Source organism: Streptomyces sp. NPDC048254, from assembly GCF_043201895.1.
Taxonomy (GTDB): domain Bacteria; phylum Actinomycetota; class Actinomycetes; order Streptomycetales; family Streptomycetaceae; genus Streptomyces.
Map to the genome: position 1 here is coordinate 126,486 of NZ_JBICZJ010000010.1, position 16,070 is coordinate 142,555.

Sequence of the window (16,070 nt, forward strand, 5' to 3'; positions counted from 1 at the left end):
ACGCCGCCAGCCCAACCCGGCCCGGCCCGGCCCAGCCCGACCCACCACCCTCGCTCCGCTCAGGCCCCCCGGCGCCCGGCGCCCGCGAGGATCCAGCCCTCCACCGCCTCGTACTGCCGGCGCTGTTCCGCCGCCCCGCGCCGGCCGGAGGCGACCGTCCCCAGCCATCCCAGGAGGAAGCCGGCCGGGATGGAGACGATGCCGGTGGTGGTGAAGGGGAACCAGTTGAAGTCGGCATGCGGGAAGGCGGAACCCGGTGAGCCGGAGACCAGGTTCGTGCCCGGCATCAGGAGGAGCACGGTGAGGGTGCCGCCGAGAAGGGTGCACATCAGGCCGGTGCGGGTGTAACGGCGCCAGAAGAGGCCGTAGACCAGGGCGGGGGCGAGGGCCGAGGCGCCGAGGCAGAAGGAGAGGGTGGCCAGGGGCTGCAGGCTGTGGTGCTGGACCAGGGTCGCCAGGAGGATCGTGGGGACTCCTATGGCGAGCGCGCAGACGCGGGCGAGTTTCATCTCGCGCCGGGCCGGTGTCTCCTGGGCGCGGGTCGCGAGGAGGTCGTGGGCGAGGGAGTTGGCGCAGGCGAGGATCATGCCGGCGACGGAGGCGAGCAGGGTGAGGAAGATCGCCGTGGTGACGGTGGTGAAGAGCAGGGTTCCCGCCGTCGACACGTCGGTTCCGAACGCCGCGCGGGAGCCGAGCAGATAGGCGGTGTTGCCCTGCGGGTCGGCGGCGGTGATGGCGGTACGGCCGACCAGGGCGGTGGCGCCGAAGCCGACGACGCTGATGATCAGGACGAACAGGGCGACGCTCGACACGGCCCAGGACATCGAGCGGCGGACCTGGCGGGCGCCGGCGGCGGTGTACATGCGCATGGTGATGTGCGGCAGGCAGGCGCCGCCGAGGACGATGGTCAGCTCCGAACTGATCATGTCCAGCCGGGGGTTGGGTCCGGCGGCGAACTGGAGTCCGGAGTGCAGGTAGGCGGTTCCGGCGCCGCTGCCCCGGGCCGCCGCGGTGAGCAGGGCGCCGGGATCCCAGTCGAAGCGGTGCAGGATCAGCAGGGCGACCACCGTGCCGGAACCGAGCAGCATCACGATCTTCAGGATCTGGATGAGGGCGGTGCCCTTCATGCCGCCGATGGCCGCGTAGCTGATCATCAGCGCGCCGAGGCCGATGACGCAGCCGGTCTGCACGGACTCGTCGGAGAAGCCGAGGATGAACGCCATCAGCTGGCCGGCGCCGGCGAGCTGGACCAGCATCAGCGGCAGCAGGGCGGCGATGGTCACCGCGCAGGCCGTGATCCGTACGCACCGGCCGGGCATCCGGCGGGCCAGCGCGTCGCCCATGGTGAACCGGCCCGCGTTGCGCAGCGGTTCGGCCAGCAGGAACATCAGCAGCATCAGTGACAGTGCCGTGCTGAGGGCGAGGACGACGCCGTCGTAGCCGCACAGGGCGATCACGCCGCCGGTGCCGAGGACGGTGGCCGCGGAGATGTAGTCGCCGGCGATGGCCAGGCCGTTGCGCAGCGGGGAGAGGGAGCCGTAGCCGGTGTAGAAGGCGTCGAGGTCGTCGCGGTCCGGGCCGGTCAGCACGCACAGCAGGAGGGTGAGCGTGGCGACGGCGGTGAAGGCGACCAGGGACACCAGGGACATGGACTGCGCGGAGTCGCTGAAGCCGGTCACCGTACGGCTCCTCGCCTGGCGTCCAGTTCCGCCGTTCTGCGGATGCGGTCGGCGAGCGGGTCGACGTGGCGGCGCGCGGTGTGCTCGTACAGGGCGATCGCCAGCCAGGTGACGGGCAGTTGGAGAAGGGCGAGGAGCAGGCCGGCGGGTACGCCGTCGGTGACCGTGCTCGTCATCACGCGCGGGGCGAACGCGGAGAGCACCAGGAACAGGGTGAAGTAGCCGAGCGCGGTGAGGGTCGCGGTGCGCCGCTGGAGGCGGTAGGCGCCGCGCAGCACCCGCAGGTCGCTGGGGTGGCCGACCGGCTCCCGGTGCGGCGCATGACGGGGTTTCGGCGGCTCCGGCGGCAGCGGCTGCCAGGGGTAGGTGAGGTACGACGGATCGCGCGGGGAAGGGTCCTGGGACATCCCGGTGCTCCTTGCGTGGCTCGGGTCCGTGGCGGCGGACCGCAGGGAGAGGAGGGAGCGGGGTCACGCACCCTACTCGCAAGTAGCCGGAGCTCGCGGTGTTTTTCGCCAACTGGCCGACCGGTATGCGCTTACTGGGCGAGAGGGTGCCTGACCTCGGGTGTTACCCGCGTTAACCGAGGGGTGGGAGTCGGTTCCCGGGGACCGTGTTGACGCAGGGTCAGGCGTCAGTCCGTGAGGACCGGGAAGCGTCGCGGTGCCACGAACAGCAGGACGAGGAACGCCAGTGCCGCCGCGCCCGCCGCTCCGAAGTACACGGCGTGGACCGCGTCGGCGATCGCGTGGCGGGTGGATTCGGGGGCGGTTCCGTCGTCCAGCGCGCGCGTGACGGAGTCGAGGTCGCCGGCGCCGCCCAGGTGGGCCGCGAGCACCCCGTTGGCGATCGCGCCGAACACCGAGGCGCCGATCGTCTGCCCGGTCTGCCGGCAGAAGAGCACCGACGCGGTCGTCGTGCCCCGCTCCTCCCAGCCCACCGTCGACTGCACGCCGACGATCAGCGGCAGCTGGAACAGGCCGAGCGCGCCGCCCAGCACCAGCATGAGCAGCGTCGGCTGCCAGGCGGCGCCGGGGTAGGGCAGGAAGGGGAAGGCGAACAGGATCAGCGCGGCCGCGCCGATGCCGAGCAGCGCGGTGTCACGGAAGCCGATGCGCCGGTACACGTGCTGGCTGAACGCCGCCGAGATCGGCCAGCTCAGCGTCCACACCGACAGCACGAATCCGGCGGCCACCGGCGCGAGACCGAGGACCGACTGCGCGTAGGTGGGCAGGAACACCGTCGGCGCCACCATCAGCAGGCCCAGCGCGCCGAGCGCGAGGTTGACGGCCGCGATCGTACGACGGCGCCACACCCAGCGCGGGATGATCGGTTCCGCGGCCCGGCGCTCGATCCACATCACGAGCCCCACCAGCGCGAGCCCGGTGGCGAACAGCGCGCACGACGGCGCGGACCACCACGCCCACGCCACCCCGCCCTGCACGAGCGCCGTCAGCAGCACGCCCCCGCACGCGAAGACCGCCAGCGCGCCCGCCCAGTCCACCCGCGGGGGCGTGCGCGGCGCGCGCTCCGGCTCGTGCAGATGACGCACTATCAGCCAGAGCGCCGCCGCGCCGATCGGCAGATTGACGAGGAAGATCCACCGCCAGTCCGCGTACGTGGCCAGCACCCCGCCGAGCCCCGGCCCGGCGACCGCGGAGACCGCCCACACCGTGGACAGCTTGGACTGGATCTTGGGGCGCTCCTTGAGCGGGTACAGGTCGGCAGCCAGGGTCTGCACGGTGCCCTGCAGCGCGCCCCCGCCGAGGCCCTGCACGATCCGGAACGCGATCAGCGCCGTCATGTTCCAGGCGGCCGCGCACAGCAGCGACCCCAGCAGGAACACCATGGCCCCCGCGACCAGTACCGGCTTGCGGCCGAAGGTGTCGGAGAGCTTGCCGTACACCGGCAGCGTCACCGTCACGGCCAGCAGATAGCCGGAGAACAGCCAGGAGAAGACGGAGAACCCGCCGAGGTCGCCGACGATCTGCGGTACGGCGGTGGAGACGACGGTGGAGTCGAGCGCGGCCAGCGCCATCGCGAGCATCAGGGCGGCCACCACGGCCCCCCGCCGGCCCGTCCCGGCATCGCGCCCGGCCGCGCGTATCGCGGGTCTGGTGTTCTCCACGCCGGATCCCCTCCCCATGCGTTCCCCTTGCATCTATGTCGCGTGCGACAGCTTCCCATCCGCTCCGACCTGGCGGGAGTGCGCATCCACTTGACCCTCACGCGAGGAGAGAGGGGAGGCTGACCGCGCCGAAGGGTGGAGCCGGACCCGGAGAAGGACTCCACCCGGCGGTGGACATCCCCTAGGGGGTTCTCCGTACTACGGCTCGGGGAGGGTTCGTACCGCCGGAGGAGGAGACGGCACCCCTGCCGTCCTTAACCTGGCTTTACGCCGCCGGGGGGCGGTTGACCGAACCGGCGGGGGTGGGGTTTACCCCCCGGGAAAGACGGGGCTTCGCACCAGCGCGGAGCAACGCCGCACACCGCGAGACTCATCGTCGTACCAAACGCTTCGCAGCAGAGCGCGGCACCGTGCCGTTCGTTCGCTGACCGACTTAGGAGACATACCGTGACATCGGCTGTGACCATTCCCAGGCACGGGGGTACTGGAGGGCGTACGGCCGTTGCCGCGCGGGCGCGGCAGGTCGTCAAGGCGTACGGGTCCGGAGAGACCCGTGTCGTCGCTCTCGACCACGTCGACGTGGACATCGCGCGGGGGCAGTTCACCGCGATCATGGGCCCCTCGGGGTCCGGCAAGTCCACCCTGATGCACTGCCTCGCCGGACTCGACACCGTGACGAGCGGTCAGATCCACCTGGACGAGACCGAGATCACCGGCCTGAAGGACAAGAAGCTCACGAAGCTGCGCCGGGACCGGATCGGGTTCATCTTCCAGGCGTTCAACCTGCTGCCGACGCTGAACGCGCTGGAGAACATCACGCTGCCCATGGACATCGCCGGGCGCAAGCCCGACAAGGAGTGGCTGGGGCGCGTGGTCGACACCGTGGGGCTCGCGGACCGGCTCAAGCACCGCCCCACACAGCTCTCGGGCGGTCAGCAGCAGCGCGTGGCCGTGGCGCGCGCCCTCGCCGCGCGCCCCGAGATCATCTTCGGTGACGAGCCGACCGGAAACCTCGACTCCCGGGCGGGCGCGGAGGTCCTCGGCTTCCTGCGCAGCTCCGTCGACGACCTGGGGCAGACGATCGTGATGGTCACGCACGACCCGGTGGCCGCCTCCTACGCGGACCGTGTGCTCTACCTCGCCGACGGCCGGATCGTGGACGAGATGTTCAAGCCGACCGCGGACGCCGTCCTGGACCGCATGAAGGACTTCGACGCGCGGGGGCGTACGTCATGACCGTCATGAAGACCTCCAGGCGCAACTTCTTCGCGCACAAGGGACGCATGGCCCTGTCGGCCGTCGCCGTGCTGCTGTCGGTGGCGTTCGTGTGCGGCACGCTGGTGTTCACCGACACGATGAACACGACGTTCGACAAGCTGTTCGCGGCGACCTCGTCCGATGTGACGGTCAGCGCCAAGGGCGCCTCCGACACCGGCGAGACGACCTCCGACAACGGCAAGCCGCCGGTCATGCCGGCCTCGGTGGTCACCAAGGTCCGTGCGGCGGACGGTGTCAAGGCGGCCGAGGGAACGGTCTTCTCGACGTCCGTGACCGTCGTCGACGCCAAGAAGGACAGCCTGTCGCCGTCCAGCGGGGCGCCGACCATCGTCGGCAGCTGGAACTCCAACGACGCCCGCACCATGAAGATCACCTCCGGTGCGGCGCCGCAGAACTCCGGCCAGGTCATGGTGGACGCCGACACCGCCGACAAGCACCACCTCGGGCTCGGCGACGAGATCGGCGTGATCAGCGCGGTCGGCACGCACACCGCGAAGATCTCCGGCATCGCCGACTTCACCGTCACCAACCCCGGTGCCGCGATCTTCTACCTGGACACGAAGACCGCGCAGCGCACGCTCGTCGGGCAGAGCGGTGTCTTCACGAACGTCAACGTGACGGCCGCGTCCGGTGTCACCGACGCGCAGCTGAAGAAGAACGTGACCGGCGAACTCGGCGCCGGCTACCAGGTGCAGACCGCCAAGGAGACGGCCGACGCCAACCAGAAGGACGTCGAGAGCCTCATGGACGTCATGAGGTACGCGATGCTCGGCTTCGCCGGGATCGCCTTCCTGGTCGGCATCTTCCTGATCATCAACACCTTTTCGATGCTGGTCGCCCAGCGCACCCGCGAGATCGGCCTGATGCGGGCCGTCGGCTCCAGCCGCGGCCAGGTCAACCGGTCCGTGCTCGTCGAGGCGCTGCTGCTCGGTGTGGTCGGCTCGGTCCTCGGGGTCGGCGCGGGCGTCGGCATCGCGGTCGGGCTGATGAAGCTCATGGGCTCGATAGGCATGCACCTGTCGACCAGCGATCTGACGGTCGCCTGGACGACCCCGGCGCTCGGCCTGGTCCTCGGGGTCGTCGTCACCGTCCTGGCCGCCTACCTGCCCGCGCGGCGGGCCGGCAAGGTCTCCCCGATGGCCGCGCTGCGCGACGCGGGTGCCCCCGCGGACGCCAGGGCGGGCCGGATACGCGCCCTGGTGGGCCTCGCGCTGACCGGCGCGGGCGGCTACGGCCTCTACCTGGCCTCGGCCGCGGACAAGGCCAAGGAAGGCTCGGCCTGGCTCGGCCTCGGCATCGTGCTCTCGCTGATCGGGTTCGTCGTCATCGGCCCGCTGCTCGCGGGCGCCGTCGTACGGGTCCTGGGCGCCGTCCTGCTGCGGATGTTCGGCCCCGTCGGGCGCATGGCCGAACGCAACGCGCTGCGCAACCCGCGCCGTACCGGTGCGACGGGCGCCGCCCTGATGATCGGGCTCGCGCTGGTCGCCTGTCTCTCGGTGGTCGGCTCCTCCATGGTCGCCTCCGCCACCGACCAGCTCGACAAGACCGTCGGCACGGACTTCATCATCCAGTCCGACAGCGGCCAGCGGATCACCCCGCAGGCGGTCAAGGCCGTCAAGGACACCCAGGGGCTCGCGCGGGTCACCGAGTACCGGGTCACCGAGGCCGACTACACCACTCCCGACGGCAAGACGCTCAAGGACACCGACATCACGGCGGCCGACCCGACGTACGCGACCGACCTGCGCACCAAGACCGTCGCCGGAAACCTCGCGGACGCCTATCTGCCGGACTCGATGTCCGTGTACGACAAGTTCGCCGAGGCGCACGGCATCCACCTCGGCTCGAAGATCACCCTCAAGTTCAACGAGGGGCGGACGGCCCGGCTGACGGTCCGGGCGATCACCAGCAGCGACGGCCTCATCGACGCCGGATCCAAGTACATGTCGATCGCCACGCTCGCCAAGTACGTGCCGGCCGACAAGATGCCGCTCGACGACCTGGTCTTCGCCACCGCCAAGGACGGGCAGCAGGACAGCGCGTACAAGTCGCTCAAGAGCGCGCTGCACGACTACCCGCAGTACACCGTGCGTGACCAGACCGACTACAAGGACGCACTGAAGGACCAGATCGGCCAGCTGCTGAACCTGATCTACGGGCTGCTCGCCCTGGCGATCATCGTCGCGGTCCTCGGTGTCGTGAACACCCTGGCGCTCTCGGTGGTCGAGCGGACGAGGGAGATCGGCCTGATGCGGGCGATCGGTCTGTCGCGGCGGCAGCTGCGCCGGATGATCCGCATGGAGTCCGTGGTGATCGCCCTCTTCGGCGCCCTGCTGGGCCTGGGGCTCGGCATGGGCTGGGGTGCCACCGCCCAGAAGCTGCTCGCCCTGCAGGGCCTGAAGGTCCTGGAGATCCCCTGGCCGACGATCACCGGGGTCTTCCTCGGCTCGGCCTTCGTGGGCCTGTTCGCCGCACTGGTCCCGGCGTTCCGGGCGGGCCGCATGAACGTCCTGAACGCGATCGCGACGGACTGACGGGACCGAGACGGGACCGACCGAGAGACCACCGCACACGGGGGTTGCGGGGGAAGGCCCGGCGCCGGAAGTCCTGAGGGACTTCCGGCGCCGGGCACGTCTCTTTCTTTCGAGCCCGGCCTCTCGGCCGGGCGAGCCGGGTGGCGGCCGCGGGCATAGGCTTCGGGGGTCCAGGGAGCGGAGCCCCCTGGTACGGCCGCCGCGACGCGGGGCGCCCCGCCGGGCGACGGAGGTTATCCACAGCCCCGGCACACGCCGACGCGTCGACGTACGCTGGAAACCCCCCGGCCGCAGCCCGCGCCGGGCACTTCGCGTTGCCCACCCCCGGACGAAAGCCGCCTGAATGAGCCTGCACGGTCTGCTCGACGCCGTCGTCAAGGACGCCGCACTCGCGGAAGCGATCAAGGCGGCCGCAGACGGCAACCGCATGCACGTCGACCTGGTCGGCCCCCCTGCGGCCCGCCCCCTCGCGGTCGCCGCGCTGGCCCGCGAGGCCGGCCGCCCCGTGCTCGCGGTCACCGCCACCGGTCGCGAGGCCGAGGACCTGGCCGCCGCCCTGCGCACGCTGCTGCCGTCCGAGGGCGTCGTGGAGTACCCCTCCTGGGAGACGCTCCCGCACGAGCGGCTCAGCCCCCGCAGCGACACCGTCGGCCGCCGCCTCGCCGTGCTGCGCCGCCTCGCCCACCCGAGCCCCGACGACCCCGAGACCGGCCCGGTCTCCGTCGTCGTCTCGCCCGTACGATCCGTGCTCCAGCCGCAGGTCAAGGGTCTCGGCGACCTGGAGCCGGTGGCGCTGCGCAGCGGGCGGAGCGCCGATCTGAACGACATCGTGGAAGCCCTCGCGGCCGCCGCCTACGCGCGCGTGGAGCTCGTAGAGAAGCGCGGCGAGTTCGCCGTGCGCGGCGGCATCCTGGACGTGTTCCCGCCCACCGAGGAACACCCCCTGCGCGTCGAGTTCTGGGGCGACGACGTCGAGGAGATCCGCTACTTCAAGGTCGCCGACCAGCGCTCCCTGGAGGTCGCCGAGCACGGCCTGTGGGCGCCGCCCTGCCGCGAGCTGCTGCTCACCGACGACGTCCGGGCACGCGCGCGTGCCCTCGCCGAACAGCACCCGGAGCTGGGCGAGCTGCTGAACAAGATCGCCGAGGGGATCGCGGTCGAGGGCATGGAGTCCCTCGCCCCGGTCCTGGTCGACGACATGGAGCTGCTGCTCGACGTGCTGCCCAAGGGCGCGATGGCCGTCGTCTGCGACCCGGAGCGGGTCCGCACGCGCGCCGCCGACCTGGTGGCGACGAGCCAGGAGTTCCTGCAGGCCTCCTGGGCGGCCACCGCGGGCGGCGGCGAGGCGCCCATCAACGTCGGCGCGGCCTCCCTGTGGTCCATCGCGGACGTCCGCGACCGGGCGCGCGAGCGGGACATGATGTGGTGGTCGGTGTCGCCGTTCGCGGCGGACGAGGAGCTGGCGGCCGACACCCTCAAGCTCGGCATGCACGCCCCGGAGACCTACCGCGGCGACACCGCCAAGGCCCTCGCCGACACCAAGGGCTGGCTCGCCGACGGCTGGCGCACGGTGTACGTGACCGAGGGCCACGGCCCCGCCTCCCGCACCGTCGAGGTGCTCGGCGGCGAGGGCATCGCGGCCCGCCTCGACGTCGACCTGGGCGAGCTGAGCCCCTCGGTCGTGCATGTGTCCTGCGGTTCGATCGACTACGGTTTCGTCGACCCGGCGCTCAGAATCGCCGTGCTCACCGAGACCGACCTGTCCGGGCAGAAGGCGGCCGGCAAGGACGGCGCCCGGATGCCGGCCCGCCGCCGCAAGACCATCGACCCGCTCACCCTGGAGGCGGGCGACTACATCGTCCACGAGCAGCACGGCGTCGGCCGCTACATCGAGATGGTGCAGCGCACCGTCCAGGGCGCCACCCGTGAGTACCTGGTCGTCGAGTACGCCCCCGCCAAGCGCGGCCAGCCCGGCGACCGGCTGTACATCCCCACCGACCAGCTGGAGCAGATCACCAAGTACGTCGGCGGCGAGGCGCCCACCCTGCACCGCCTGGGCGGCGCGGACTGGACGAAGACCAAGGCGCGCGCCAAGAAGGCCGTCAAGGAGATCGCCGCCGACCTGATCAAGCTCTACAGCGCGCGCATGGCCGCCCCCGGCCACGCCTTCGCCGGCGACTCGCCCTGGCAGCGCGAGCTGGAGGACGCCTTCCCGTACGCGGAGACCCCCGACCAGCTGACCACCATCGCCGAGGTCAAGGACGACATGGAGAAGTCGGTCCCCATGGACCGCCTGATCTGCGGCGACGTCGGCTACGGCAAGACCGAGATCGCGGTCCGGGCCGCCTTCAAGGCCGTACAGGACGGCAAGCAGGTCGCCGTCCTCGTGCCCACCACCCTGCTGGTGCAGCAGCACTTCGGGACGTTCTCCGAGCGGTACTCGCAGTTCCCGGTGAGCGTGAAGGCGCTCTCCCGCTTCCAGACCGACACCGAGGCGAAGGGAACCCTGGAGGGCCTGCGCGAGGGCGCCGTCGACGTCGTCATCGGCACCCATCGCCTCTTCTCCTCGGAGACCAAGTTCAAGGACCTCGGCCTCGTCATCGTCGATGAGGAGCAGCGCTTCGGCGTCGAGCACAAGGAGCAGCTGAAGAAGCTCCGCGCCAACGTCGACGTGCTGACCATGTCCGCCACCCCGATCCCGCGCACCCTGGAGATGGCGGTCACCGGCATCCGCGAGATGTCCACGATCACCACCCCGCCGGAGGAACGGCACCCGGTGCTCACCTTCGTCGGCCCGTACGAGGAGAAGCAGATCGGCGCCGCCATCCGCCGCGAACTGCTGCGCGAGGGCCAGGTCTTCTACATCCACAACCGGGTCGAGTCCATCGACCGCGCCGCCTCCCGCCTCCGCGAGATCGTCCCCGAGGCGCGGATCGCCACCGCCCACGGCCAGATGTCGGAGTCGGCGCTGGAACAGGTCGTCGTCGACTTCTGGGAGAAGAAGTTCGACGTCCTCGTCTCCACGACGATCGTCGAGTCCGGCATCGACATCTCCAACGCCAACACCCTGATCGTCGAACGCGGCGACACCTTCGGCCTGTCCCAGCTGCACCAGCTGCGCGGTCGCGTCGGCCGCGGGCGGGAGCGCGGGTACGCGTACTTCCTGTACCCGCCGGAGAAGCCGCTCACCGAGACCGCGCACGAACGGCTCGCCACCATCGCCCAGCACACCGAGATGGGCGCCGGCATGTACGTGGCGATGAAGGACCTGGAGATCCGCGGCGCCGGCAACCTGCTCGGCGGCGAGCAGTCCGGGCACATCGCGGGCGTCGGCTTCGACCTGTACGTCCGGATGGTCGGCGAGGCGGTCGCGGACTACCGGCGGCAGCTGGAGACCGGGGCGATCGAGGAAGAGCCGCCGCTGGAGGTCAAGATCGAACTGCCCGTCGACGCGCACGTCCCGCACGACTACGCGCCCGGCGAGCGGCTGCGCCTCCAGGCATACCGGTCCATCGCCTCCGCCAACTCCGAGGAGGACATCAAGGCGGTCCGCGAGGAACTCACCGACCGCTACGGCAAGCTGCCCGAGCCGGTGGAGAACCTGCTCCTCGTCGCCGCGCTGCGGATGCTCGCCCGCGCGTGCGGGGTCGGCGAGATCGTGCTCCAGGGCACCAACATCCGTTTCGCTCCGGTCGAGTTGCGCGAATCGCAGGAGCTGCGGGTCAAGCGTCTGTACCCGGGGACCGTCATCAAGCCGGCCGCCCACCAGGTGCTGGTGCCCCGCCCGAAGACCGCGAAGGTGGGCGGAAAGCCGCTGGTGGGGCGGGAGTTGCTGGGCTGGGTCGGCGAGTTCCTGGCATCGGTGCTGGGGTCGTAGGACCGTCGGTCCCGGAGTCGTGGGACCGCCGAGGCGCGGCTTTTGTCGGATTCCTTGACACTGGCCGCGCCCACTCCCCATCGTTGACGCATCGGCGCCTGCCAGGTGCCCCGTTCATTCCCAGGGGGAGGGATGAACAGCGTCGTCTTAGGCAATCTCGGCGTCACACTCACCGACCGGCACGGCGCCCGCGTCACGCGCCTGCCACTGCGCCCGCCCGGCCCGGGGCTCGTCCGGCTCCCGCACGGACCGGGGGCGGGCCCGCCGCCGTATCTCGTGGGCCGTGCGCACCAGCTCGACCTGGTGCACAGGGCGATGCGCGAGCGCGGGGCGGTCGAGTTCACCGGGCCCTGCGGGACGGGCAAGACCACCCTCCTGAGAAACGCGGCGGCCCTCGGCGGCACCTACACGCGCGTGGGCCGCACCGAACTGGAGGACCTGCTCCAGGACCTGATGCGCCAGTTCTATGTCTACCCAGGCCCGGACGGCACCCGGCTCGGCACCCAGGAGTGCGCCCAGGCGCTCGGCAACGTCCAGGGAACCGTCGTGCTCGACGACGTGCCCTACGGCCCGCAACACCTCGCGTACCTGCGGCGGGTGCTGCCCGGCTGCGCGCTGCTGACCGGTACCGACACCCCGGCGCTCGGCCCGCTCGGGACCTCGCACGCGCTGCCCGGACTGACCGAGGTCCCGGCCCTCGCCCTGCTCTCGCGTGAACTGGGCCGCTTCATACCCGACACGGAACAGGACGCCGTACGACGGCTGGTGGCCGCCGTCGGCGGACAGCCGCTGGCGCTGCGGCAGGCGGCCGCCCTCGTCCGCTTCGACGGGCGCACCTTCGCCGACCTCGCCGCCCGCGCGGAGTCCGACCCGGCGGTCCTGGACGAGCTGAGCATCTCGGCCGTGGGCCCCCAGGCCAAACGGGCGCTGGCGGTGCTCACCCTGTTCGGCGGCGTCCTGCTGCCCGCCGGCCTGCTCGCCCAGCTGGCCGACTTCGCGTACGTCGCCGAGACCCTGGAGACGCTGGCCGCGCGCGGCCTGGCCGAACAGCGCGAGGACCGCTTCGGGTTACCGGTCTGCAAGTCCGAGCCCTACCGGCGGATCCTCTACCGCTCCATCGGACTCGCCTCCGCCGTGCGCTCGCTGGCCGCCTGGCTCGCCTCCCGCGACCCGGCGGGCGAGGAGGCGCGCGGGGCCGCCGAGGCGGCGCTCGGCCTGCTCGGCATCGCCGCCGAACGGCGCGAGTGGCAGGCGGTCGTCGAGCTCGTCACCGTCCTCGAACGCGTGCTCTTCGTGCAGGGGCACTGGCAGGCCTGGCAGCAGACCCTCGCGCAGGGCATCACGGCGGCCCAGGCGGTCGGCGACCGGGCCGCCGAGGCGTACTTCACCCATCAGCAGGGCGTCCAGCACTTCCTGCACGACCGCACCGAGCACGCCCGGCGCCTGCTCCGGCGCGCACTCGACCTGCGCACCCAGCTGGGCGACACCGCGGGCGCCGCGGTCACCGCCGCCAACCTCGCCCTCCTGGAAGCCGTCCCGCCGCCACCGTCGCCGCCCGCTCCGCCGAGGAGGCAGGAGCCCTGGCGGCGGGTGCTGACCGCGGTCGCCGCGGTGGTGGCGGTCCTGGTGCTCGGCACGGTGATCGGGCGGGCGCTGGGGGGCGCGGGCGGCGGGGACGGCCCCTCGGGGGCGTCCTCCGGGTCCGCGGTGGACGGCGGGACGGGCGGCGGGGCGGTGGGCGGTGGCACGGCGGCCGGTGAGACGAGCAACGGGACGAGCAGCGGGACGAGCGACGGGACCAGCGACGGGACGGTCAGCGGTACGAGTCTCGGGACGACCGTGGGGCAGACCACGAACGGCAGGAACGGGAGTACTACGACGGGCCGGACGACCTCGGGCAACGGCGGTAAGCCCCTGACGCTCGCCGCGCCCCTGGTCAGCCCGTCCGCACAGGACTTCGGCCTGGTGCACGTCGAACCGGCCGAGAACCCGGCGGAGTTCGACTTCACCGTCACCAATCCCAACACCCAGGCCATCGAACTCGGTTCCGTCGCCGCGCCGCAGGACTCGGGGTTCGCGGCGATCGGCAGCACCTGCCCAGACCGGCTCGCCGCCGGGGCCACGTGCACGGTGACCGTCGAGTTCGCACCGCCCAGGACGGGGCCCGCGAGCGGCGCCCTGACGGTCACCTCGGGGAAGAACACCGTCACGGCAGCCCTGACCGGCACCGGCTACGTCCACCTCACGGTCGCCCTCGTGGGCGCGTCCGACCGGCACGTCACCATCGGCGGGGTTCCCGCCGGCGCGGCCTGCGACGGCCCGGCCGACACGTGGAACTGCGAGTTCGACGTCACGACCGAGGAGTTGACCCTGACCGCGACCATCAGCGACGCCGGCTTCTCCTTCAAGGGGTGGTCGAGCCCCTGCACCGGCGTCTACAACCCCTGCACACCGGACCTCGCCGTCGACGCGACCGCCACGGCGACCTTCGGCCCACCGATCCTGCGCTGACCGCGGCACGGCGCCTGCCTCAGGCGGTTTGGCGCGCCGCGGACCGGCAAGGCGTGCGGTACGGCGTACGGCCGTGGCGTGGTGTGAGCGGGCGCGAAGGCGTACCGCTCGGGCTTCTCCCGGTACGTCAAAGCGGTTCCGATAAGGGGGAGTTGGCTACTATTCACCCTTTTTGGTTCCATTCGGCGTGAACCGTGCGACGGCTACCGTGAGCCAGGAGAGATCCGCCCACGTGGCGGCGGGAAAAAAGAAGAGGGGGCGCACGTGACGCGTCTGAGGGGCGGGGCGGTCATGGCTGTCGTCGTGATCTTCGCCGTGGCCGGCTGCAAGGACCTGCAGGACAAGGGGGCCCCGGGAGCCCAGGGCACGGGCGGTGGGGGAGCGGCGCTGACCGCCGCCGAGGCGCTGACCGTCAAGGGCCGGGCGCCGAAGACCGGTTACACCCGGGAGAAGTTCGGCTCCGCCTGGGCGGACACCGACTCCAATTCCTGCGACACCCGGGACGACATACTCAAGCGCGACCTCAAGGAGGTGAAGTTCTCCGACGGCGACTGCAAGGTCTCCTCCGGCGTGCTGGACCCGGACCCCTACTCCGGCAAGGAGGTCACCTACAAGCGTGGCCGCAGCCTGGTCGACATCGACCACCTCGTCGCCCTCTCGGACGCCTGGCAGAAGGGCGCCAAGTACTGGGACGCCAGCAAGCGCATAGCCCTGGCCAACGACCCGCTCAACCTGCTGGCCGTCGACGCGAGCGCCAACCGCGGCAAGGGCGACGGCGACACGGCCACCTGGCTGCCGTCCGACAAGGCCTACCGCTGCACCTACGTCGCCGCGCAGGTGGCCGTGAAGAAGAAGTACGGCCTGTGGGTCACCGCCGCCGAGAAGGCCGCGATGAAGAAGGTCCTCGTCACCTGCCCCGGCCAGAAGCTCCCCGCGGGCGGCAACCCGACCAAGGCGCCGTCCCGGTTCAAGGCCCACTGATTCAAGGCCCACTGACACGACGGCTTGCGCCTCGGCGCCGCGGCGAGACCGTTCGGCACCGCGGGCGCCGTCGAGGTACCCGGCGCGCACACCCCGGCTCGCTGTGAACCGGGGTGTACGCGGGTGCGCCGTGCACGCCGTGCACGCCGGGTGGACGCACCCGCCGCTCCGACACCGCACGTCACACCACTCGGCGCGTGCCTCCCGGCGCCCGCCCGCTCCACCTGACGCGCGCGCCCGCGCCCGCGCGCACCACCCGCCCGCGCAACCCCTTTCGACGGCCCGCGCCGGGGCGTGGGCGTCCGCGCCCCGCGCTCGGCACACAACGGTTCGATACAACCCGGACCGCGCGTCGGTGTCGGGCCATATGCTCGAAGCGACCACCGCGCGACCGGTGCTGTCCGCAAGCGGACGCATCGGACGAGCACGTACGCCCTATTTCAGGCAATACAGGAGCGATCATGCAAGGCCAGGGCCATGCGCGGCCGGTGCAGCGGCCGCCGCACGATGCGGTACTGGTCCTGTTGCGCGTGGTGTTCGTCGCGATGGGGGTGTTCAGCGTCGGCTTCCTGGCCTGGGTGATGATGCTGCGGCTGGCCGTGGTGACCCGAAGATCGGCGGACTACGGCCTGCTGGTGGCGGTGGCCGCGGCCGACGTCCTCAGCATCGTGCTGCTGGCCACCGAACCCGGCGACGACGTGCACACGGCCGGCGGCTATCTGGGAATCACGCTGCTGTTCGGCACGCTCCTGGTCACGGTCGTCTACTACCTCGCCGCCGACGTACGCCACTTCCAGCGGCAGCGCGAGGCGTACGCGGCGCTGACGCCGGCGCAGACGTACGGCTACCCGCCCCCCGCCTCCCCGTACACCACGGCGACGACGCCCCTGGGCACCCCGCCCCCGCACACCGTGCCCCCGGTTCCGCAGCCGCCGCTCGCCCAGCCCCCGATACCCGCGCCGCCCCAGCGTCCGGCGCCCGCGCGGATCGAGCAGGTGCGTGCCGAGCTCGACGAGCTCAGTGACTACCTGCGCAAGCACGACGGCCGCGACGAGGGCGGAAGGTGACCGTGGCGACAGGAC

At 71.7% G+C, this 16,070-nt stretch carries 9 protein-coding genes; 6 read left to right on the forward strand and 3 right to left on the reverse strand.

What is annotated here, in order from left to right; all coding sequences use genetic code 11:
* Nucleotides 1-59 precede the first annotated feature (59 nt).
* From ACGFZQ_RS27400 to ACGFZQ_RS27410, 3 genes are all read right to left on the reverse strand, one after another.
* Nucleotides 60-1,679, reverse strand: a complete 1,620-nt coding sequence (locus tag ACGFZQ_RS27400; protein WP_351738881.1) for a cation acetate symporter — start codon at nt 1,677-1,679, stop codon at nt 60-62.
* The gene (locus ACGFZQ_RS27405; protein ID WP_393842536.1) at nt 1,676-2,086 is read right to left on the reverse strand and encodes a DUF485 domain-containing protein; all 411 of its coding nucleotides are present in this window, start codon (nt 2,084-2,086) and stop codon (nt 1,676-1,678) included. The genes ACGFZQ_RS27400 and ACGFZQ_RS27405 overlap by 4 nt, the downstream gene beginning before the upstream one ends.
* Nucleotides 2,087-2,313: 227 nt before the next feature.
* Complete coding sequence (locus ACGFZQ_RS27410; RefSeq protein WP_393842537.1) at nt 2,314-3,825, reverse strand: MFS transporter; 1,512 nt, start codon at nt 3,823-3,825, stop codon at nt 2,314-2,316.
* Nucleotides 3,826-4,254: 429 nt separating this feature from the next.
* On the opposite strand from ACGFZQ_RS27410, the gene ACGFZQ_RS27415 reads away from it, so the two are divergent.
* The 6 genes from ACGFZQ_RS27415 (at nt 4,255) to ACGFZQ_RS27440 (ending at nt 16,055) form a co-directional block, all read left to right on the forward strand.
* Nucleotides 4,255-5,043 carry an ABC transporter ATP-binding protein gene (locus tag ACGFZQ_RS27415; protein WP_393842538.1) on the forward strand — a complete coding sequence of 263 codons (789 nt, stop codon included), beginning with the start codon at nt 4,255-4,257 and terminating at the stop codon, nt 5,041-5,043.
* Entirely contained in the window at nt 5,040-7,619 is a 2,580-nt protein-coding gene (locus ACGFZQ_RS27420; RefSeq protein ID WP_393842539.1) for an ABC transporter permease, read from the forward strand. The genes ACGFZQ_RS27415 and ACGFZQ_RS27420 overlap by 4 nt, the downstream gene beginning before the upstream one ends.
* 343 nt (nt 7,620-7,962) lie before the next feature.
* Nucleotides 7,963-11,496 (forward strand): transcription-repair coupling factor, encoded by a 3,534-nt coding sequence (gene mfd, locus ACGFZQ_RS27425; RefSeq protein WP_393842540.1) that lies wholly within the window; start codon nt 7,963-7,965, stop codon nt 11,494-11,496.
* Nucleotides 11,497-11,628: 132 nt separating this feature from the next.
* Nucleotides 11,629-14,007, forward strand: coding sequence for a hypothetical protein (locus ACGFZQ_RS27430; protein WP_393842541.1), 2,379 nt, complete (start codon nt 11,629-11,631; stop codon nt 14,005-14,007).
* A 291-nt stretch (nt 14,008-14,298) separates the two neighbouring features.
* Complete coding sequence (locus ACGFZQ_RS27435; RefSeq protein WP_393842791.1) at nt 14,299-14,988, forward strand: HNH endonuclease family protein; 690 nt, start codon at nt 14,299-14,301, stop codon at nt 14,986-14,988.
* Between the two features lie 461 nt (nt 14,989-15,449).
* Entirely contained in the window at nt 15,450-16,055 is a 606-nt protein-coding gene (locus tag ACGFZQ_RS27440; protein WP_393842542.1) for a hypothetical protein, read from the forward strand.
* Nucleotides 16,056-16,070: the final 15 nt, after the last annotated feature.